At 70.3% G+C, this 19,761-nt stretch carries 15 protein-coding genes; 7 read left to right on the forward strand and 8 right to left on the reverse strand.

The window, feature by feature from the left end:
• Nucleotide 1: 1 nt before the first annotated feature.
• Nucleotides 2-1,552 carry an FMN-binding glutamate synthase family protein gene (locus ACOACQ_RS22515; RefSeq protein ID WP_378603611.1) on the reverse strand — a complete coding sequence of 517 codons (1,551 nt, stop codon included), beginning with the start codon at nucleotides 1,550-1,552 and terminating at the stop codon, nucleotides 2-4.
• A gap of 91 nt (nucleotides 1,553-1,643) precedes the next feature.
• Between ACOACQ_RS22515 and mshD the strand changes: the two genes are divergently transcribed.
• From mshD to ACOACQ_RS22530, 3 genes are read left to right on the forward strand one after another with little or no spacing between them, the layout of a single operon-like run.
• Nucleotides 1,644-2,513 (forward strand): mycothiol synthase, encoded by an 870-nt coding sequence (mshD, locus tag ACOACQ_RS22520; protein WP_420289311.1) that lies wholly within the window; start codon nucleotides 1,644-1,646, stop codon nucleotides 2,511-2,513.
• 30 nt (nucleotides 2,514-2,543) lie between these two features.
• Nucleotides 2,544-7,157 (forward strand): hypothetical protein, encoded by a 4,614-nt coding sequence (locus tag ACOACQ_RS22525; protein ID WP_420289312.1) that lies wholly within the window; start codon nucleotides 2,544-2,546, stop codon nucleotides 7,155-7,157.
• 11 nt (nucleotides 7,158-7,168) lie between these two features.
• The gene (locus ACOACQ_RS22530; RefSeq protein WP_378596685.1) at nucleotides 7,169-7,762 is read left to right on the forward strand and encodes a hypothetical protein; all 594 of its coding nucleotides are present in this window, start codon (nucleotides 7,169-7,171) and stop codon (nucleotides 7,760-7,762) included.
• Nucleotides 7,763-7,767: 5 nt separating this feature from the next.
• Here the strand turns inward: ACOACQ_RS22530 and ACOACQ_RS22535 are convergent, their stop codons facing one another.
• Nucleotides 7,768-8,802 carry an alpha/beta hydrolase gene (locus ACOACQ_RS22535; RefSeq protein WP_420289313.1) on the reverse strand — a complete coding sequence of 345 codons (1,035 nt, stop codon included), beginning with the start codon at nucleotides 8,800-8,802 and terminating at the stop codon, nucleotides 7,768-7,770.
• A gap of 86 nt (nucleotides 8,803-8,888) precedes the next feature.
• On the opposite strand from ACOACQ_RS22535, the gene ACOACQ_RS22540 reads away from it, so the two are divergent.
• From ACOACQ_RS22540 to ACOACQ_RS22550, 3 genes are all read left to right on the forward strand, one after another.
• Complete coding sequence (locus ACOACQ_RS22540) at nucleotides 8,889-11,030, forward strand: RNA degradosome polyphosphate kinase (protein ID WP_420289314.1); 2,142 nt, start codon at nucleotides 8,889-8,891, stop codon at nucleotides 11,028-11,030.
• Between the two features lie 188 nt (nucleotides 11,031-11,218).
• A complete protein-coding gene (locus tag ACOACQ_RS22545) occupies nucleotides 11,219-11,836 on the forward strand; it encodes a DUF47 domain-containing protein (RefSeq protein ID WP_378596682.1) in 618 nt (205 codons plus the stop codon).
• Between the two features lie 2 nt (nucleotides 11,837-11,838).
• The gene (locus ACOACQ_RS22550; protein WP_378596681.1) at nucleotides 11,839-12,867 is read left to right on the forward strand and encodes an inorganic phosphate transporter; all 1,029 of its coding nucleotides are present in this window, start codon (nucleotides 11,839-11,841) and stop codon (nucleotides 12,865-12,867) included.
• A gap of 9 nt (nucleotides 12,868-12,876) precedes the next feature.
• Here ACOACQ_RS22550 and ACOACQ_RS22555 read toward each other — a convergent pair whose 3' ends face one another.
• From ACOACQ_RS22555 to ACOACQ_RS22580, 6 genes are all read right to left on the reverse strand, one after another.
• The gene (locus tag ACOACQ_RS22555; RefSeq protein WP_378596680.1) at nucleotides 12,877-13,617 is read right to left on the reverse strand and encodes a winged helix-turn-helix transcriptional regulator; all 741 of its coding nucleotides are present in this window, start codon (nucleotides 13,615-13,617) and stop codon (nucleotides 12,877-12,879) included.
• On the reverse strand, nucleotides 13,617-14,396 hold the full coding sequence (gene pstB, locus ACOACQ_RS22560; protein ID WP_378596679.1) for a phosphate ABC transporter ATP-binding protein PstB: 780 nt from the start codon (nucleotides 14,394-14,396) through the stop codon (nucleotides 13,617-13,619). Before pstB ends, ACOACQ_RS22555 begins: the two co-directional genes overlap by 1 nt.
• 14 nt (nucleotides 14,397-14,410) lie before the next feature.
• Complete coding sequence (gene pstA / locus ACOACQ_RS22565) at nucleotides 14,411-15,469, reverse strand: phosphate ABC transporter permease PstA (protein WP_420289315.1); 1,059 nt, start codon at nucleotides 15,467-15,469, stop codon at nucleotides 14,411-14,413.
• Nucleotides 15,466-16,422, reverse strand: coding sequence for a phosphate ABC transporter permease subunit PstC (gene pstC, locus ACOACQ_RS22570; protein ID WP_378596677.1), 957 nt, complete (start codon nucleotides 16,420-16,422; stop codon nucleotides 15,466-15,468). The genes pstA and pstC overlap by 4 nt, the downstream gene beginning before the upstream one ends.
• Before the next feature lie 93 nt (nucleotides 16,423-16,515).
• Nucleotides 16,516-17,604, reverse strand: coding sequence for a phosphate ABC transporter substrate-binding protein PstS (locus tag ACOACQ_RS22575; protein WP_420289316.1), 1,089 nt, complete (start codon nucleotides 17,602-17,604; stop codon nucleotides 16,516-16,518).
• A gap of 162 nt (nucleotides 17,605-17,766) precedes the next feature.
• Nucleotides 17,767-18,639 (reverse strand): NUDIX hydrolase, encoded by an 873-nt coding sequence (locus tag ACOACQ_RS22580; protein ID WP_420289317.1) that lies wholly within the window; start codon nucleotides 18,637-18,639, stop codon nucleotides 17,767-17,769.
• 47 nt (nucleotides 18,640-18,686) lie between these two features.
• Here ACOACQ_RS22580 and ACOACQ_RS22585 point away from each other — a divergent pair, with 47 nt between their 5' ends.
• Nucleotides 18,687-19,760 (forward strand): hypothetical protein, encoded by a 1,074-nt coding sequence (locus tag ACOACQ_RS22585; RefSeq protein ID WP_378596675.1) that lies wholly within the window; start codon nucleotides 18,687-18,689, stop codon nucleotides 19,758-19,760.
• Nucleotide 19,761 lies beyond the last annotated feature (1 nt).

Raw genomic sequence — 19,761 nt, forward strand, 5'->3', positions numbered from 1 at the left:
CTCAGTCGGAGGCGTCGGGCTGCTCGTCGAAGTGGTCGCTGGTGTGCATCAACCGCGTGATCTCGTTCCTGAGGTCCGGTCCGATCTCACCCCAGCCCTCCTTGTATCCGTAGACCGACGCCAGTGAACGCGCGTCGTAGTCGCCGTTGAAGATGTCGACGTCGGCACAGGTGATCAGGGACGGGTGGGCGACGCCGACCGCGGCCGAGATGCGGGTCAGCTCCTTGCGCATCGTCCGGAGGTAGACGCCTGCGCGGTCCGCCTTGGACGTCACGTCGAGGCCGCGGACCAGCCAGGGGTTCTGGGTGGCGACACCGGTCGGGCAGTGGTCCGTGTGGCACTTCTGCGCCTGGATGCACCCGATCGAGAGCATCACCTCCCGCGCCACGTTGATCATGTCGGCACCGAGCGCGAACGCGACCACCGCGTTGTCGGGCAGGCCGAGCTTGGCAGACCCGATGAAGGTGATGTCATCGGTGAGCCCGAGCTCGGCGAAGGTGCCGTAGACCCGCGAGAAGCCCATCCGGTACGGCAGCGAGACCGAGTCGGCAAAGATCAACGGCGCCGCACCGGTGCCGCCTTCCCCGCCGTCGAGGGTGATGAAGTCGACGCCCCGGTCGCGCGGCGACATCAGGCGGGCGAGGTCCTCCCAGAAGTCCATCGCGCCGACGGCCGACTTGATGCCGACTGGGAGGCCGGTCTCGGCGCCCAGCATCTCGACGAAGTCGAGCATCGAGTCGACGTCGTGGAACGCTGTGTGCCGCGACGGGGAGGAACAGTCCTTGCCCTCCGGGATGCCGCGAATGGCCGCGATCTCCGGCGTCACCTTTGCTGCCGGCAACAGGCCACCGAGACCTGGCTTGGCGCCCTGGCTCAGCTTGATCTCCAGGGCCTTGACCGGCGCCGTCTCGATCATCGCCTTGAGCTTGTCGAGCGAGAAGTTGCCGGCGTCATCACGGCAGCCGAAGTACGCCGTACCGATCTGCACGATCAGGTCGGCGCCGTTGCGGTGGTACGGCGAGATCGATCCCTCGCCGGTGTTGTGCAGGCACCCCGCCGCAGCCGCCCCCTTGTTGATCGCGGTGATCGCGTTCGAGGACAACGACCCGAAGCTCATCGCCGAGACGTTGACGACCGACTCCGGGCGGAACGCCTTGGCCCGACCGCGTGGACCGCCCAGCACCTTGGCGCTGGGCAGGGTCCAGTTGTGGTCCTGGTCGCTCGGCAGCTTGTCGGCGAAGGTGCGCTGCTTGATGTACGCATGGCCCTGGGTGTGCTCGACGTCGAGGTCGGTCCCGAAGCCGAAGTAGCTGTTCTGCTCCTTGCTGGACGCATAGATCCAGGTGCGCTGGTCGCGGCTGAACGGCCGTTCCTCGTCATTGCCCGTGACGATGTACTGCCGAAGCTCCGGACCGATGGTCTCCAGCCAGTACCGGGCGTGAGCCACGACCGGGAAGTTGCGCTGGAGAGCGTGCTTCTTCTGGACGAGGTCGCGTACCGCGACCGCGCCGAGGGCCACGGCTGCCCCACTCACCGCGTGGCTGAGTTTCATGGGCCAGTCCTACAGCGTCACGGTGTCACATGTAAACGGTCTGTGGCGATCGGGTTCGGCCGCAGGTAAACCCGCGCGATAGCGTCGAGGTGTGGCCATCGACGACCTGCTCACCGGCGAGACCGCCCTCGCTGCCATCGCCGACGTCCGCCGGGCCTCCCGTGAGCACGACGGCGCGGACCCCCTCGACGAGGCCGCCCACCTGCGCCTCAAGCACCACGGCCTCGACGGCCTGGGCGCCTGGGTGACCAGGGACGGCTTCGCCCTGCGACGCGGCGAGGAGGTGGATCTCGCGGTCGCGCCGGCGGCCCGCCGGCACGGCACCGGCCGCGCGCTCGCCGACCTTGCCTGTGCCGCACCGGGGCCGCTGGCCGCGTGGTCCCACGGTGACCACCCCGCTGCCGCCGCGCTCGCGGGGCCCCTCGGATTCGCGCGCACGAGGGAGCTGTGGGTGATGCGCCGACCGACCGCCGTACCGCTCGCGGCGGCGGAGCCGCCTGCAGACGTGTCGATCCGTGACTACGGCTCCGGCGACGCCGCGGAGTTCCTGGCCGTCAACGCCGCCGCCTTCGCCCACCATGCGGAGCAGGGCGACCTCGACCTCCACGGACTCGAGGAGCGGATGGCCGAGCCCTGGTTCGACCCCGCCGGTCTCCTCCTGGCCGTCGACCGTGGCGGCCACCTGCTCGGTTTCCACTGGACCAAGCAGCATGACGCGTCGACGGGCGAGGTCTATGTCGTCGGCGTGGCGCCTGCCGCGCAGGGCCGCGGGCTGGGGCGCGCGCTCACCCTCGCGGGCCTGCACCACCTCGCGTCACGCGGAATCGAGGAGGTGCTGCTGTACGTCGAGTCGGACAACGTCGCGGCACGCCATCTGTACGACGGCATCGGCTTCACGCACGCTCCGACGGACACGCATGTGCAGTACCGCCGCTCGGACGTTCTGGAACATGCACCGTAACTCCGGCAGGCATGAGTAGATTTACCCTTCATGACTTCGTTCACTGACGGCGAGCCCGAGTCCGAGGACTCCGGGCACGCCGACGCGCCCTCAGGACGCGGTCGTGGACGACGCAACCGCCTGTGGCGGCGCCATGACCAGGACGCGCCGGCCGTCGGCGAGCTCGAGCCTGACGAGATCCAGGAACTGCTGCGCCGCAGCCACACCGCCGCCGTGCTGGACGCCGGCAGCGAGGCGCACCCCAGCGCCCCGGCGCTCCACGACCCCGACGGACTCGTTCCCGAGGACCCGGACAACATCGCGGCGCGCGTCGCCCACCGGGCCCACCCCATCGCCGAGCCGGCGCCAGGCACCGACGACGTCGACTGGGGCTCCCTGGTCAGCCCGGCCGCACTGACCGGGACCGACGCCGACGACCTCGAACCGCCCGTCGTCCCGGCCGACCCTGCGCAGGGCGCTCATTCCGGCCCCGCGGACTGGGCGGACGTCATCGACCGTGCGGTGGGTCGCCGGATCGCCGACCTGCCCGTCGAGGAGACCGTCGACATCGAGGCCGTCGCCACCGGGCGCGGCCTGTCCGAACGGCTCGAACGCCTGCGGGTGGACTCCCCCGCGGACGAGAGCGCCGCGATCACCGACGACGAACCCGTGGACGAGCCGGCAGCAGTGCCCCCGGCGCAGCCGGTCGACGAGGAACCGATCGACCCGAACGACTGGTCCGCCATCATCTCCCGCGCCACGCGGCGCCCGACGATCGATCCGCTGACGGACCCGCTCGAGCCCACGCCCGAAACGCTGCCCCTCGGGATTCTCGACGAGCAGGCCACCGCTCCGGGCGAGCCCGACGTCGAGGCAGAGGTCCCAGCAGAGGTCGCAGCAGAGGTCCCCGCTGAAGTGGTCGAGGAAGCCGTCGAGGCCGAGGTCGTGGCCGAACCGGTGATCGACTTCCTGTCCCCGGAGACGGCGTTCGAGGATCCTGCCGAAACGGCGCCGGAACCGGAACCGGAGCCCGAGCCCGAGCCGGAGCCGGAACCGGAACCGGAGCCGGAGCCCGAGCCCGAGCCGGAACCCGAGCTCGAGCCCGAGCCCGAGCCCGTCGCTGACCTGGTCGCCACGGAGGAGCCGGCGGACGTCGAGGAGACGCCGGACCACGCTCCCGAGGAACGTTCACTCGGCGACCGGGTGACCGACGAGGTCGCCGGCCAGCGCGTCATCGCGGCCGCTGTCGACGGAGGCTTCGCCGAGCCCATTCCCGCCCCCGCCCCCAAGGGCCTGGCCCGGTTGCGGCGCCGGGGCAGCGGGCCGAGCGCGGCGCCCAAGCCGGACGCACGCGTGATCCCGGACTTCGTCGATGCCCCGATGCTCGAGGAGCCGATCCCGAATGCCGACGGTCCGCGCGACGTCCCGCGCCGACCCTCCGAGGTGCTCGCGCACGCCCGCGCCGAGATCGAGGCCGAACTGACCCCGACCGTCGTACCGACGGACGGCGACGAGGAACGCGACAGCGCCGCTCCCGAGGGGCCGGACAACGCCGAGGTCGTGGCCGCGCTGGCCGCCCGCCTGCGCCGCGACGCCGAGCTGGCCGCGGCCGAACAGGCGGCCGAGCGCCTCGTCGCGGAAGAAGCCGCGCAGCGGGCCAACGTCGCTCGCGCCGAGGCCGACCGCCTCGCGCAGGAGCAGGCGGAGACCGCGGCGACCGCTCACCGAGCCCGGGTCGAGGCCGAGGAGCTCGCCCGCGCCGAGTTCGCCGCGCGCGAGGCAGCCGAGCGCGCCGCCCGCGAACGCGCCGAATCCGCCGACGCCGAGACCGCCCGCCGCGAAGAGGCCGAGCGGCACGCGATCGAGCAGGCCGAACGCGCCTCCGCGGCCCACGCCGAACGCTGGGCCGCCGAGGACCGGGCCCGTGAACAGGCCGAGCTCGCCGCCGCAGCCGCAGCCGCACGTCAGGTCGCCGAGGCCGCGGCCGAGCAGCACGCCGCCACCGCCCGCCAGGCCCACGACGACCGCGCGATCGCCGAGGAACGCGCCCGCGTCATGGCTGAAGCAGCGGCCGTCAGCGCAGCCGAGCACGCCGAGTTCGCACGACGCATGCTCGAAGAGCGTGCAGCGACCGAGCGAACCTCCGCCGAGATCGCCCAGGCCCGCGCCCTCGCCGAGGACGCAGCCCGGCAGCAGGCTGCGCTCGCCCAGGAAGCCCACAAGGCAGCCGAGGCAGCCGAGGACCGCGCCCGGCTGCTCGCCGAACAGGCTGCCGCCAGCGCCGAGGAGCACGGTGCCCTCGCCCGCCAGGCCGTGGAGGGACGCGCCGCTGCCGAACAGGCCGCTGCTGACCACGCGCGCCTCGCCCAGGACGCACACGAGTCGCGTCGGGCAGCCGAGCAGGCCGCTCTCGAACAGGCCGATCTCGCGCGCATCGCACTCGAGACCGCCGAGGCCGCTGAGCGCCGGGCCGAGGAAGCCGCCGAACGCGCCGAGGTACAGGTCGCGGCACGCGTGGCGGCCGACGAATCCGCAACCCAGCAGGCGCAACGCGCCGAGGAGGCCCACGAGGCCCGGCGCCTCGCCGAGGTCGCCGCGCGCGAACAGCTCGAGCTCGCCGCTGAGGCGCAGGCAGCGGCAGCGTCCGCCCACGCCTCTGCGGCCTCCCTCGCCGAGGAGAACCGTGCTGCGACCGAGGCGCTGACCCTCGCGGCCGAGTTCGCCGCGGGCGCGACGCAGGCCCGCATCGACGCCGAGACCCGCGCCGCAGCAGCACTGGCCGAGCTCGAGGCGTCGGCCGCCGTCCACACCCAAGCCGTGAGCAGCCTGCAGTCCGAGCTGCTCCAGGCTCAGGAAACCGCACTCGAGCATGCCCGGGCGCGCGCCGAGGCCGAGGCCATGGCGGCCGCCCAGACGCAGGCACGCGCCGAAGCCGAGGCCCTCGCTGCCGAGCAGGTGCGCGCACGTGCGGACGCCGAGGCACGCGTCACCGAGATCGCCCAGGAACGCGAACAGGCGATCACGGCCGCAGCGCTGGCTCGTGCCGAGGCCGAGGCGCTCGCCGCTGAACAGGCCGCAGCACGGGCCGACGCCGAAGCGCTCGCCGCAGCACGCGCCGCGGACAGCTCGCGTGCCGCCGAGCTCGCCCACGAACACGAGGTGGCCGCTGCCGACGCCGTGACTGCCCGGGCGCAGGCGGAGGCACTCGCCGCCGAGCAAGCAGCCGTTCGCGAGGCAGCCGAGGCCCGCGCCGCGGAGCTCGCCCAGGAACGCGACCGCGCCGTCGCCGAGGCCGAGCGTGCCCGCGCCGCCGCCGAGGCGAACGCCGCCGAACAGGCCACCGCGCGCGAAGCCGCCGAGGCCCGCGCGGCCGAGCTCGCCCAGGAGCGCGAGCAGGCCATCGCCGACGCCGCCGCGTCCGCCGCCGCCGCCGAGGCCAGGGCCGCAGAGCAGGCCGCCGCACGCGAGGCAGCCGAAGCCCGCGCCGCAGAGCTCGCCCAGGAGCGGGAGCAGGCCATCGCCGACGCCGCGGCGTCCCGCGCCGCAGCCGAGGCCAAGGCCGCCGACCTCGCCGCACAGGTCGCCCGGATCCGGGCTGAGGTGAGCGCCGCCTCTGCCGTACCTGCTGAACCGGACGTCGTGGTCGAGCCCGCCGCCCTTGCGGAGCCGGTCGTCGAGGCCGCGGACACCGAGCCGGAAGCGCAGCTCTCCCTGGTCGAGCAGTGGCGCGCCGGGTCGACGACGGATCAGGACCCGGCCGACGAGACCGACGAGCTCATCGACGTCGATCCAGTGGACTCGGGCGAGGACACCGGCGAGGAGTACGGGGAGGAGTCCGCGGACGCCGAACCCGTCGCCAGCCTGCTCGACCAGTGGCGTGCATCGGCCGAGCCCGAAGCGGCCGAGCCCGAGACCGTCGAGCCCGAAGCCGCCGAGCCCGAGACCATCGAGCCCGAAGCGGCCGAGCCCGAGACCATCGAGCCCGAAGCGGCCGAGCCCGAGACCGTCGAACCCGAAGCGGTACCCGTCGTCGATCTGGTCGACGAGGTCGACGAGGTCGTCGCCGAAGAGGCCGAGCCCGTCGTCGAGCCTGAGCCGGTTGACGAGCGTGAGCCGGTTGACGAGGTCGCCGACGAGGAGCCCGAGCCCGTCGAGGAAGCACCCGTCGCGGAACCCGAGCGCGACGACCACGCGACTGCGGTCGTCGCCGCCGTGAGCGCCGCCCCGGCGACCAAGGGGATCCCGTTCCACGCCAAGCGGGGCAACGACAGCCTCGGCCCGATCGCGATCCTCGCGGCCCTGGCCTGTGCGGCCGTGGTTGCCCGGATGGCGATCATCGGCACCCTGCGCGACGACATCGCCCTGAGCGGCACGATGACCGGCGCGGCCGCGATCCTGCTGATGTACGCGCTCAAGATGAGCAACACCTCGCGCAGCGTCCACATCGACGAGGCCGGCCTGCTCAAGGTGACGGTCGGTGACACGAGCAGCCGGTTCGACCTGACCAGCCCGAACACCAAGATCGAGCAGACCGGTTCGGCCGGGCAGCGCAACTGGCGGGTCCTGATCCTGCGTCGCAGCATGTCCCCGGTCGCCATCGATTCGCGGATGGTCGACCCCCACACCTTCATGGAGGCTCTGCGGCAGTGGAAACCGGACCTCTAGGCACCGACCCGGTGACCCCGCTCCAGGCCGAGCGGGATGCTCTCGCCCGCCGCTGCGCCGACGCCGAGGCAGAGGTACGACGCCTCAGTGACGAGCTCACCTCCGCGCGGGCCCAGATCGCCGCCCATGCGGCTGCGGAGTCGAAGGCCGGTTCCCTGTCGCTCTTCGACGGGGACTCCGCGGGCGACCGACTGACCGGCGACGGCAGCGACCCCCGCGTGCTCTCCTTCATCCTGGGCGCCACTGCTGCGGTGGCCGGCATGGTGACGCTGCTGGCCATGCTCAACGGCAAGCTGGGGAGCCTGTTCGGCCTCGCGATGCTTGCCCTGACCATCGGGCTGGCGTGGGGCGCGGCACGCACACGGATCATCCCCGTCGAGGTCGAGGTCGCGCGTGGCGTCGTCTACGTCAAGCACGGCGAGTCGACGCACCGCTTCGACGTGAAGAAGCCCGAGACCCAGGTGCTGGTCGTCGGTCGTCCCGGTGATTCCGACTGGGCCGTGCACTTCCCGCGTCGGGGCCTGGATCCCTTCGTCATCGACGCATCGATGGTCGACCCGCAGAGCTTCCTGCAGGAACTCCGGGAGTACCGTCCCGAGGTCTGAGTCCCTCAGCCCAGGGCCGCTCGCACCTTGCCGGCGATCTCGAGTACGGCGGCCCGGCTTGTGCGCCCCGCGCCCACGATGTTCAGGAAGCCGTGGATCTGGTCGACGTACCGTCGCAGTTCCATGGCCACGCCGGCATCGGCCAGGCGACGTGCGTAGGCCTCTCCCTCGTCACGCAGCGGGTCGAACCCAGCGGTCGCCACGTACGCCGGCGCGAGCCCGGCGGGCAGCTCGGCTCCGAGCAGGTGCACCCGCTCGTTCGTCAGGTCCGCTGCGGTCGGGAGATAGGTGCGGTCGACCATCGCCATGTAGTCGGCCGTGAGGAAGAGGTCCTCGCCGAAGAGCCGCAAGCTCTCGGTGTCGCGGTCCGGCCAGGTGCACGGATAGACGAGGAGCTGGAACGCGAGCGGCAGACCAGCACGCGCAGCCGCGATGGCGGTCCACGCGGCGACTGCCCCTCCGGCGGAGTCACCGGCCACACCGATCCGGGTCGGATCGACACCGAGCTCCCCTGCGTGCTCGAACACCCAGCGCAGCGCGGCCTCGGCGTCGTCGAAGCCGCCCGGGAAGGGGCGCTCGGGCCCGAGGCCCCACTCGATCGCCAGCACGGGTACGCCGGATTCCTCCGCCAGCACGCGACAGGGCGCGTCGTGGCTGTCGAGGTCGCCGTACATGAATCCGCCGCCGTGGAAGAACAACAGCACGGGACGCCCTGCCGTGGCGGAATGCGGGCCGTGAGGAAGGTAGTGCCGCGCGGGAAGTCCAGCCACCGTGAGCTCTTGAACGGCACCGATCGGCGGGGTGCCGCCCACGATCTGCGCATTGGACAACATGTCGGCCCGGCCCAGCGCGATGTCCGGCACCTCCACCATCGCTCGCTTGCGCGCCAGCTGCTGCACCCGCAGCATCAGCTGCAGGTCGGTGGCGAGCGTCTGTCCGTCGAGAACGAGCGGGCGTCCGGCCAGGACGCGCTGCACCTTCTCCGGAAGCGCCATGAGCGACGTCAGGAAGCGGGTCTCGACGGCGGTCTGCAGGCTCACGCGCCTCAACCTACTGAGCGCACCGGGCCCGGGGCCACCCGGCTCGTGGTCACCTTCCGTTCACCCTGAACTGCCACACTCGCTGCATGTCCACCGAGCAGCACGCCACTCCCGGGACCCCTGGGGCGCCCGGCCTCACCGCCGTCCCGCCGTACGTGCCCTCGTCCGCACTGGAGGACACGATCGCCGATGCCGCGGACCGCTTCCTGGACCGCGAGCTCTCCTGGCTCCACTTCAACGAGCGTGTGCTCGAGCTGGCTGAAGATGAAGGGCTGCCGCTCCTCGAGCGCACCCGCTTCCTCGCGATCTTCACGAGCAACCTCGATGAGTTCTTCATGGTCCGGGTGGCCGGGCTCAAGCGCCGGATCGCGACCGGCCTCGCGGTGCGGGCCGCGAGCGGAATGATGCCGCGCGAGGTCCTCGAGGCGATCTGGTCCCAGACGTCTGCACTCAGCCGCCGCCAGACCGACGTCTTCCACCACAAGATCGTGCCCGCCCTGCGCGACGAGGGCATCGAGCTCGTGCGTTGGGCCGACCTCGAACGCGACGAGCAGAAGTTCTGCAAGCGTCTCTTCAAGGAGCGCGTGTTCCCGGTCCTGACGCCCCTCGCCGTCGACCCGGCCCACCCATTCCCCTACATCTCGGGCCTCTCGTTGAATCTCGCGGTCCTGATCCGCAACCCGAAGTCCGGCAAGGAGCTCTTCGCGCGAGTGAAGGTGCCCTCGAACTTCGACCGCTTCGTCTCGCTCGGCAACGCGCGCTTCGTCCCGCTCGAGGACGTCATCGGCGCCCACCTCGGCCGGCTGTTCCCCGGCATGGAGGTGCTGGAGGTGCACACCTTCCGGGTCACCCGCAACGAGGACCTGGAGGTCGAGGAGGACGACGCCGAGAACCTCCTCGCTGCGCTCGAGAAGGAGCTGCTGCGCCGCAAGTTCGGCCCGCCGGTGCGCCTGGAGGTCGAGGAGTCGATCGACCCGTCCGTGCTCGAGCTGCTCGTCTCCGAGCTCGACGTCACCGAGGAGGAGGTCTTCCGGCTCCCCGGTCCGCTCGACCTGCGCGGCCTGCACTCCATCGCAGACCTGCCGCGCGAGGACCTGAAGTACCCCTCGTTCGTACCCGTCACCCACACCCGGCTGGCCGAGGTGGAGTCCGCTGCACCGGTCGACGTCTTCAAGGCGCTGCGCCGCCGCGACGTACTGCTGCACCACCCGTACGACTCGTTCGCGACGTCCGTGCAGCGCTTCATCGAGCAGGCCGCTGCGGACCCGCACGTGCTGGCGATCAAGCAGACGCTCTACCGCACCTCGGGTGACTCGCCGATCATCGACGCCCTCATCGACGCCGCCGAAGCAGGCAAGCAAGTACTGGTACTGGTCGAGATCAAGGCCCGCTTCGACGAGCAGGCCAACATCCGCTGGGCCCGCAAGCTGGAGCAGGCCGGCTGCCATGTCGTCCACGGCCTGGTCGGCCTCAAGACGCACTGCAAGCTGGCGATGGTGGTCCGCGACGAGCCCGAGGGCATCCGGCGCTACACCCACATCGGCACGGGCAACTACAACCCGAAGACCTCGCGCACCTACGAGGACCTCGGCCTGCTCACGACGAACGAGGCCATCGGCGAGGACGTCGCCCACCTCTTCAACAACCTGTCCGGCTGGTCGCGCAAGGCGACCTACGAAGAGCTGCTGGTGGCACCGGACTCGGTGCGCAGCGGCCTGATCGACCAGATCCACGCAGAGATCGCGCACCACCAGGCGGGACGACCCGCCGGAGTCCGGTTCAAGGCGAACTCCATCGTCGACGAGCCGCTCATCGACGCGCTCTACCTCGCGTCCTGCGAGGGCGTACCCGTCGAACTGCTCGTCCGCGGCATCTGTTCGCTGCGCCCCGGAGTCCCCGGCCTGAGCGAGAACATCAAGGTCCGCTCCATCCTGGGACGATTCCTCGAACACAGCCGGATCTTCGACTTCGAGGGCGGCGGCGAGCCGGTCACCTGGATCGGCTCGGCCGACATGATGCACCGCAACCTGGACCGTCGGGTCGAAGTGCTGGTCCGGCTTCCCGAGCAGAGTCGTGACGAGGTACGACGCCTGCTGGACCTCGCGTTCGCACCCACCACGCAGTCGTGGGAACTCGGCGCGGACGGCCAGTGGCAGCGCAATGACGGCGAGATCCACCTCCAGGAGACCCTGATCGAGGCCCAGCGGCACCGCCGACTTTCGCCCTGATCCGACGGCCGACGACACCCCGGAGGGGTGGCAACACCCCCTCTGACCTGCACGAACACGCGATGGCCCCGCCAGTGCGCCGTTGAGCGTGGGACGTGCCACACTGTCTGCGGTGCTGTGGGTTTGCGTTCATCCGAGCGTTTCCCCCTAGCATGAAGCCGTTCGTCTCCGCCTCAACGGGAGTACTTGTGGGTCTGCGTCTCCGTCCGGTCGATAACTCCTTCTACGTACTCTTCGCGGAGTCGGCTCAGCATCTGGTGGGTGGAGCCGAGCTCCTCGCCGAGATGCTGTCCGACGACTCCGACAAGGCCGACGTCGCCGAGCGCATGCGCGCCGCCGAGCACGCCTGCGACGAGACCACGCACTCGATCGTCAAGAAGGTCAACAGCACCTTCGTGACGCCCTTCGACCGCGAGGACATCTACGCGCTCGGGTCGGGCCTCGACGACTGCATGGACATGATGGACGAGGCCGTCGACCTCATCCTGCTCTACGAAGTGAAGACCTTGCCTCCCGAGCTCTCCGAGCAGGTCGAGGTGCTCCAGCGCTGTGCCGAGCTGACGGCCGCGGCGATGCCGCGCCTGCAGTCGATGCAGTCGCTCGACGACTACTGGATCGAGATCAACCGTCTCGAGAACACCGGCGACCGCAACCACCGGCGCACGCTGGCCAAGTTGTTCTCGGGCGAGTTCGCGACCATCGAGGTCCTCAAGCTCAAGGACATCGTCGAGTCCCTCGAGGGCGCCATCGACGCGTTCGAGCGGGTCGCCAACACGGTGGAGCAGATCGCCGTCAAGGAAGGCTGAGCGTGTCCCTCACCCTGGCGATCGTGATCGCCGTGGTCGTCATCGCGCTCGTTTTCGACTACACCAACGGCTTCCACGACGCGGCGAACGCCATCGCGACGTCGGTGTCGACCCGTGCGCTCACGCCCCGGATCGCCCTGACCCTGGCCGCGATCATGAACTTCCTCGGCGCCCTGCTGGGGCAGGAGGTCGCGAAGACCGTCGCCGACGTGATCACGATCGAGGACAAGACCGGCCATCTCCTGGTCGGGGTCCATCACGGTCTCGTGGTCGTGATGGCGGGCCTGCTCGGCGCGATCATCTGGAACCTGATCACCTGGTACTACGGCCTCCCGTCGTCCTCCTCACACGCCCTCATCGGCGGCCTGGTGGGCGCCGCGATCGCCGGCGGTGTCGCCGTCAAGTGGGACACCATCGTCCAGAAGGTCCTCATCCCGATGGTGCTGTCGCCGCTCTTCGGCTTCTGTGCAGCGTTCGTGGTCATGACGTCGATCATGTGGATCTTCCGCAAGGGCAACCCGCACAAGATCAACCGCGGCTTCCGGGGCATGCAGACCGTCTCGGCTGCCGCGCTCGCGCTCGGCCACGGCCTGCAGGACGCCCAGAAGACGATGGGCGTCATCCTGCTGACGCTGGTCATCGCCTACCCGGCGTCGTACAACATCGAGACGCTGCCCATCTGGGTGGTCCTCCTTGCGGCAGGCGCCATCTCGGCCGGGACGTACGCCGGCGGCTGGCGCATCATGCGCACGCTCGGTCGCAAGATCATCGACCTGGACCCGCCGCGCGGCTTCGCGGCCGAGTCGGTCGGCGCCACGGTGCTCTACTCGACGGCGTTCATCTTCCACGCGCCCATCTCGACGACCCACACGATCACCTCGGCTGTCATGGGCGCCGGCGCCACCAAGCGCTTCAACGCGGTCAAGTGGGGCATGGCACGCACCATCCTCACCGCCTGGGTGTCGACCTTCCCGGCCGCTGCCCTCGCGGCCTGGGGATGCTACGAGATCCTCAGCCTCCTGCTCCTCTGAGCCGAGCGGCTAGGTGCCGTCGACCGTCAGGCTGTAGCCCCGCCCGCGGATGCGTCGTACGACGGCAGCCTCGCCGAGGCGCGCACGCAGGCGCGTCACGTGCATCGCGATGGTGTTGCCTCCCGGACGGCGACCGCTGGTGCCCCAGATGGCGTCACGGAGCTCCTCGTCGGTGACGACGCCGGGCGAGGACAGCATCAGGGCACGCAGGAGCTCGAACTCCTTCAACGGCAGGTCCGCGATGCGCTGCCCGCCGACGCGCACCGTGAAGGCGGTGGCGTCCAGCTCGATGGGACCCACCTCGAGGCGGGCATGGTCCGCCACGGAGCGCGGCGCGTGCGTCATCAGGTCCCACACCTGCTGCGCCGCATAGGGACGGAGTACGACGGCCGAGGCGCCCGCGAGCATCAGCGGCCCGATTCCGTCCGACGGGGCGCGGTCACCGTCGCCGAGGTCGTCTGCACCGGCGATGACGTAGGGCGAGCCGTGGCGCCGGATCCGGCTGACGAAGTCGTCGGCCGCGATGCCGGGGGCCTCCGGGGCAACGACGACGGCGTGCGGATCGACGCGCCCGAACTCGACGAGTCCGTCCAGGGTGTCGCCCACCCAGGTGACATGAACGCCGTGGCCGGCCATCGCGTCGGCGAGACCGAACTCGTCGCCAGCCGGGTCGACCACCAGCAGCTGGGCACCCGACGTCTCGGTCCAGCGGTGGAAGTAGGCGCGGACCGACTGACGGCGGGCGTTCATCAGCCGAAGCGGCCGGAGATGTAGGCCTCGGTGGCCGGGTCGTCCGGGTTGGCGAACATCTTCTTGGTGGGGTTGAACTCCACCAGGTGCCCGGGCTCGCCGGTTGCCTTGAGGTTGAAGAAGCCGGTGTCGTCGGAGACCCGCGCCGCCTGTTGCATGTTGTGGGTGACGATGACGATCGTGTAGTCGTTCTTGAGCTGGTGGATCAGGTCCTCGATGGCCGAGGTCGAGATCGGGTCGAGCGCCGAGCACGGCTCGTCCATCAGCAGGATCTGCGGCTCGACCGCGATCGCGCGGGCGATGCAGAGGCGCTGTTGCTGGCCACCGGAGAGGCCCATGCCCGGCTTGTTGAGCCGGTCCTTGACCTCGTTCCAGAGGTTGGCGCCGCGCAGCGACTTCTCGACGACGTCGTCGGTCTCGGACTTCGACATCCGGCCCGAGTTGAGCTTGAGGCCCGCGACCACGTTGTCGGCGATCGACATGGTCGGGAACGGGTTGGGCCGCTGGAAGACCATGCCGACCTGGCGGCGCACGGCCACCGGGTCCACGCTGGCGTCGTACAGGTCCTGGCCGTCGACGACGATCTTGCCCTCGACGCGGGCGCCGGGGATCACCTCGTGCATGCGGTTCAGCGACCTCAGGAAGGTGGACTTGCCACACCCCGACGGACCGATGAAGGCGGTGACCGCTCCGGCGCGGACGGTCATGTTGACGCCCTCCACCGCGAGGAAGTCGCCGTAGTAGATGTTGACGTCGGAGACGTCGATGCTCTTGGCCATGATGAAACTCCCTCTCAACCCTTCTTGGGGGCGAAGATCTTGCCGACGATGCGTGCCACGAGGTTGAGCACCATCACGATGAGGATGAGTATGAAGGCGGCGCCCCAGGCGATGGCCTCTGCGGGGGCGTCGCCCCGGACGTTCTGACCGTAGATCAGGACCGGCAGGGTCGTCATGGCGCCGTCGAACGGGTTCATGTTCGTCCGGTCCGTGGCTCCCGCGATCAGCAGCAGCGGGGCCGTCTCGCCGATGACACGCGAGGTCGCGAGGGTGATGCCGGTGAGGATGCCGCCCAGCGCCGTGGGGAGCACGATCCGGACGATCGTCTTCCACTTCGGCGTACCGAGGGCGTAGGCGGCTTCGCGCAGCTCGTCCGGGACCAGCATCAGCATCTCCTCGGTCGCCCGTACGACGATCGGGATCATCAGCAGCGAGAGCGCCACCGAGCCACCGAAGCCGGACACGTAGGCCGGGCCGAAGATCAGCGTGAACACCGCGAAGGCGAAGAGGCCGGCGACGATCGACGGGATGCCCGTCATCACGTCGACCAGGAAGGTGATCACCTTGGCGATCTTGTTCTTCTTGCCGTACTCGACGAGATAGACGGCCGCCATCACGCCGACGGGCACCGAGATCAGCGCCGCACCCAGCGTCACGAGCAGCGTGCCGATGATCGCGTGGTAGATGCCGACCGGCTGGTCGATCTGGGTCTTGAAGAACGAGTAGCTCAGGAAGGTTCCGTCGATCCGCCCGGCACCCTGGTCGATGACGCGCCACAGCAGCGAGGCGAGCGGCACGATCGCGACGATGAACGTGGTCCAGATCAGGCCGGTCATCAACCGGTCGGTGGCACCGCGGCGGCCTTCGATCGCCAGTGACCAGACCGGCAGGACGACCAGGAACGAGATGCCGGCGAGGATCGCGGCACCGACGGTCCCCACACCGAGCACCAGGAGCAGGGCACCGAACGCAGCAGCAATCGCGGCGACGATCCACTCCGCGCGCTGCGGGAGCCGCGGGTGGGTGAGCGGGATGTGCGCGCGGTCGGCGGGCGCTTGTTCGAGCGTCGTCATCGTGCCATCCGCCTTTCGCTACGGCCGATGATCCATCGCGCTGCGAAGTTCACCAGGAAGGTCAGCAGGAAGAGCACGAGGCCGGTGGCGACGAGCACGTTGAGCAGGTCGGCGCTGCGCTCCTTGTACTTGAGCGCGATGTTGGCCGCGATCGACGTCGGGCTGGACTGCGCGATGACGTTCCACGACAGGTCGAAGCCGACCGAGAGGACCATGGTCACGGCCATCGTCTCGCCGAGCGCGCGGCCCAGGCCGAGCATGACCGCCGAGACCATGCCCGAGCGGGAGTACGGGAAGACCGTCATCCGGATCATCTCCCAGCGCGTGGCACCGAGGGCCAGCGCGGCCTCCTCGTGCAGGCGGGGGGTGCGCGAGAAGACCTCGCGCGAGATCGCGGTGATGATCGGCAGGATCATGATGGCCAGCACGATGCCGGCGGTCAGCACGGTGCGACCGGCCGTGCTCGGCTCGCCGAAGAGCGGGATGAAGCCGAGGTGCTCGTGGAGCCAGTCGTGCATCGGCACGAGCTTCTTGGCGAGGTAGAACGCACCCCAGAGGCCGTAGACGACCGACGGTACGGCGGCCAGCAGGTCGATCACGTAGGCGACCGGCGTGGAGATCCAGCGCGGCGCGTAGTGGCTGATCACCAGCGCGATCCCGAAGGCGAGCGGGACCGCGATGATCAGCGCGATGATCGAGGCGGCGAACGTTCCGACGAGCAGCGGGAAGACGTACCCGAGGAAGCTCTCCGCGTGCGGACCGTAGACCTCGCCGGACTTGGTGAAGCCCGTGGCGCCCTTGATCGCGAGGAAGATGAAGACACCGGCCAGCGCGGCCATGATCACCAGGCCGGCAGCGAGGGCCAGGCCGGAGAAGATGCGGTCGCCGACGCCACCGCGGACGCTCGCCCAGTCGTTGGGCTGCTCCTCGATCTCGGCGGTGGGGGCTGTCACTGGATTCACCTCGGGGTTAGGGGGTACGGATCGCGGGGCCGGCCCACGGGGTGAGGGGTGAGGACGGGATCGCCGTCCTCACCCCTCCGTGGATCACTTGGCGGAGATGCCCGCCACGATCTCCTGCGCCTTGGTGGCGGTCTCCGGCGCGAGCTTCGCGGAACCCGCGAAGTCGGACGAAGCGGCCTGGCCCTCGTCGGACACGATGAACTCGAGGTAGCCCTTGACGTTGGCGGCCTCGGCAGCGTCGTCGTACGTCTCGCAAGCGAGGAGGTACGACAGGAGGATCACCGGGTAGGCGCCGGCCTCGGTGGTGTTGCGGTCGACGTCGACGGCGATGTCGGTCTCGTCGCGGCCCTCGACGACCGGGGAGACCGAGACGGTCTTCGCGGCGCCCTCGGGCGAAGGAGCAACGAACTCCTCGCCGACCTTGACCGAGACGTGGCTGAGGTCGGTGGCCTGGCTGGCGTCGGCGTAGCCGATGGCACCGTCGATGTCGGCGATCTGCTTGACGACACCCGAGGTGCCCTCGGCGGAGAGACCACCGGAGACCGGGAAGGCGTCCTCGGCCTCGTAGGCCCAGTCCTTCTCCGCCGTCTTGGCGAGGTAGTCGGTGAAGTTCTTCGTGGTGCCCGAGTCGTCGGCGCGGTGCACCGCGGTGATCTTGGTGTCAGGCAGCTCGACACCCTCGTTGGTCGCGGCGATCGCAGCGTCGTTCCACTTGGTGATCTTGCCCGCGAAGATCTTGGCGATCGTGGCGGCGTCGAGCTTGAGCTCGTCCACACCCTTGAGGTTGAAGGCGATCGCGATCGAGGAGATGTAGGCCGGGACCTCGATGATGTTGCCGCCGCAACGCTCCTTGGCGGCCGCGAGCTCCTCTTCCTTGATGTAGGAGTCGGTGCCGGCGAAGGACAGCGCCTTGGCAATGAACTGGCCGCGGCCGTCCGTCGAGCCGAGCAGCGAGTAGTCGATGGTCAGGCCGCTGTTCTTGCCCTGGAATGCGGTCTTCCAGGCCTCCTGGGCCTTCTCCTGCGACGTTGCGCCGCCGCCCTTCAGGTTGCCGCTCAGGTCGCTGGACGCAGCGTCGTCGCCACTCTCGTTGGAGGCGCCACACGCGCTCATGAGCAGGGCGAGGGCAGCAACACCGGGGATCGCGGCGCTTCGAATGGTCTTGAAGTTCAAGGAACTTGCCTCTCAGAGGTGAGGGGCTTTGTCTTCTCGGGGCCCCCCGATTCGTACTGGACAACTGAGAAGTTAGGGAGCGTCGGTAACGCAAGTCCCCGGCCGATCTGAACGCATGGTGAACAGTGGCGGTCGGGGCGGGATTGCGGCGTGGTGCGGGTCTCAGACGACGAAGCGGGGGCGGTGCCGCTCGACGGCGACGACCGCTCCCTTGCGCACGTGGAGCACCAGCATCTCGGCGGCTTCCAGGGGCGGCGTGCCGCTCGCGCCGTCCAGCCCGAGGGCGTCGTACACGCACGGGAGGACGGGGCGGTGCGTGCACAGGACGACGCCCTGGTCGGAGTCGACGAGCTCCTCGACGATCCGCGTGACCGCGCGCTCCGTGGCGTGCTCCTCGCTCAGCCGACGCCGCAGGTCCAGGTCGTGGCCGGCCAGCTGCGCGAAGGGCTCGACGGTCTGCACACAGCGGGTGCTCGTCGAGGTCACGACCCGCGTGACGTCGTACGCGGCCAGCAGCGGGACGAGCCGGTCGGCCTGCAGCTCCCCGGTGCGCAGCAGCGTGCGGGCCGCGTCGTCGCCCTTCCAGGCGCTGCGGGATCGCGCCTGCGCGTGACGGAGTACGACGACCGCGCGGGTCTTGCGGCGTACGCGCAGTGCCGCGGCGAGGGTCTCCCGGTCGCGGTCGTAGGTCAGCAGCGCCGGAGCCTCGTCGAACGGCACCCAGCGGACCTGGTCGATCTCGTGGTTCGGGCGGTACCCGGACACGTCGTCGTCGCCGACCACGCGGCCGGTCCAGTAGTAGACGGTCTTCATCCGGCGGCCGACCGGGTAGCGCTGGGTCGGCAGCGGCGGTCCGAGACGGGCGTGGATGCCCGTCTCCTCCGCCACCTCCCTCACCGCGGCCGCGGTGGGGTGCTCGGCGCGGTCCAGCTTGCCCTTCGGGAACGACCAGTCGTCGTACTTCAGGCGGTGGACGAGGAGCACCTCGCGACCGGGACGGAACACCACCACGCCGGCAGCGAGGATGTCGGGCACGTGGCCTAGTCTCACACCAGATCGACCGAGTTGAGGAGACCCCTTCGGTGTTGCGCCGTCTGACCGCCTTCAGGGCCCGGTCCCGCTGGGTCGTCGTCGGCCTCGTGGTCCTGCTCGTCGCCGTGGCCGGCCTGGTGACCTGGCGGCTCACGCGGGACGACGCCAGCCGGTTCGCCGCGGCCGCGGCGCTGGCCCCGGAGTCCTCTCAGCGGTTCAGCTGGACCGACTGGGCCGGCGTGCGCGACGAGCTCGGCGCCGATCTCTCCGCTTCCTCGTCGGCCGACGAGCTCGCCGACTTCCTGCTCGCCGCCTTCGACCGCGACCTGTCGGCCACGACCGCCCTCGCGGAGTCCGCGCCCACGCTGCAGTCGACCTTCGGGTTCTCCCCCGCCAACGTCGACTGGGAACTGTTCGCGCAGGGCAAGGACGGCGCCGTCGTGATCCTCGGGATGCCCGACGACTTCGACTTCGACGGCCTCCGGTCACGCCTCGAGGAGATCGGCTTCGAGAAGCCCGATGAGGCCGACGGCGTCTGGCGCGGCGGGGTCGACCTGCTGGAGACCCTCGACGGCCCGGTCACGCCCGAGCTCGCCGTCCTGCAGATCGACGAGGAGTCCGGGCTCCTGTTCGGCAGCGACGACCCGAACTTCCTCGAGGAGCGCGGCGACGTCGAGCGCGGCGAGGCGGCCGACGGCATCGCCGCCGTCGTCGACGCTGCCGGCCCGGCCCTCAGCGCGTCCGCCTACACCGGCGACTACGCCTGCGCCGAGCTCTCGATGAGCGGAGCCGACCCGGCCGACCGCACACGGGGTGCCGAGCTGATCGAGGCCGCCGGCGAGGTGCACCCGCTGACCGCCTTCGCGATCGCGGCACAGCCCGCGGGCGACGTACGGGTGGCGATGGCGTTCGAGAACAACGACCAGGCCCGCACCGACGCCGACACCCGCTCGAAGCTCGCCGCCGGCCCGGCCCCCGGCCAGGGCGGCACCTTCCCCGAGCGGTTCAGGCTCGGGAAGGTCGCCGCTACCGACAAGACCGTCACCATGGAGCTCGAACCCGCGGAAGGCACCTTCGTGCTGTCCGACCTGAACCAGGGGCCGGTTCTCTTCGCCACCTGCTGAG

This window comes from Nocardioides sp. CPCC 206347 (assembly GCF_048654605.1).
Taxonomy (GTDB): domain Bacteria; phylum Actinomycetota; class Actinomycetes; order Propionibacteriales; family Nocardioidaceae; genus Nocardioides.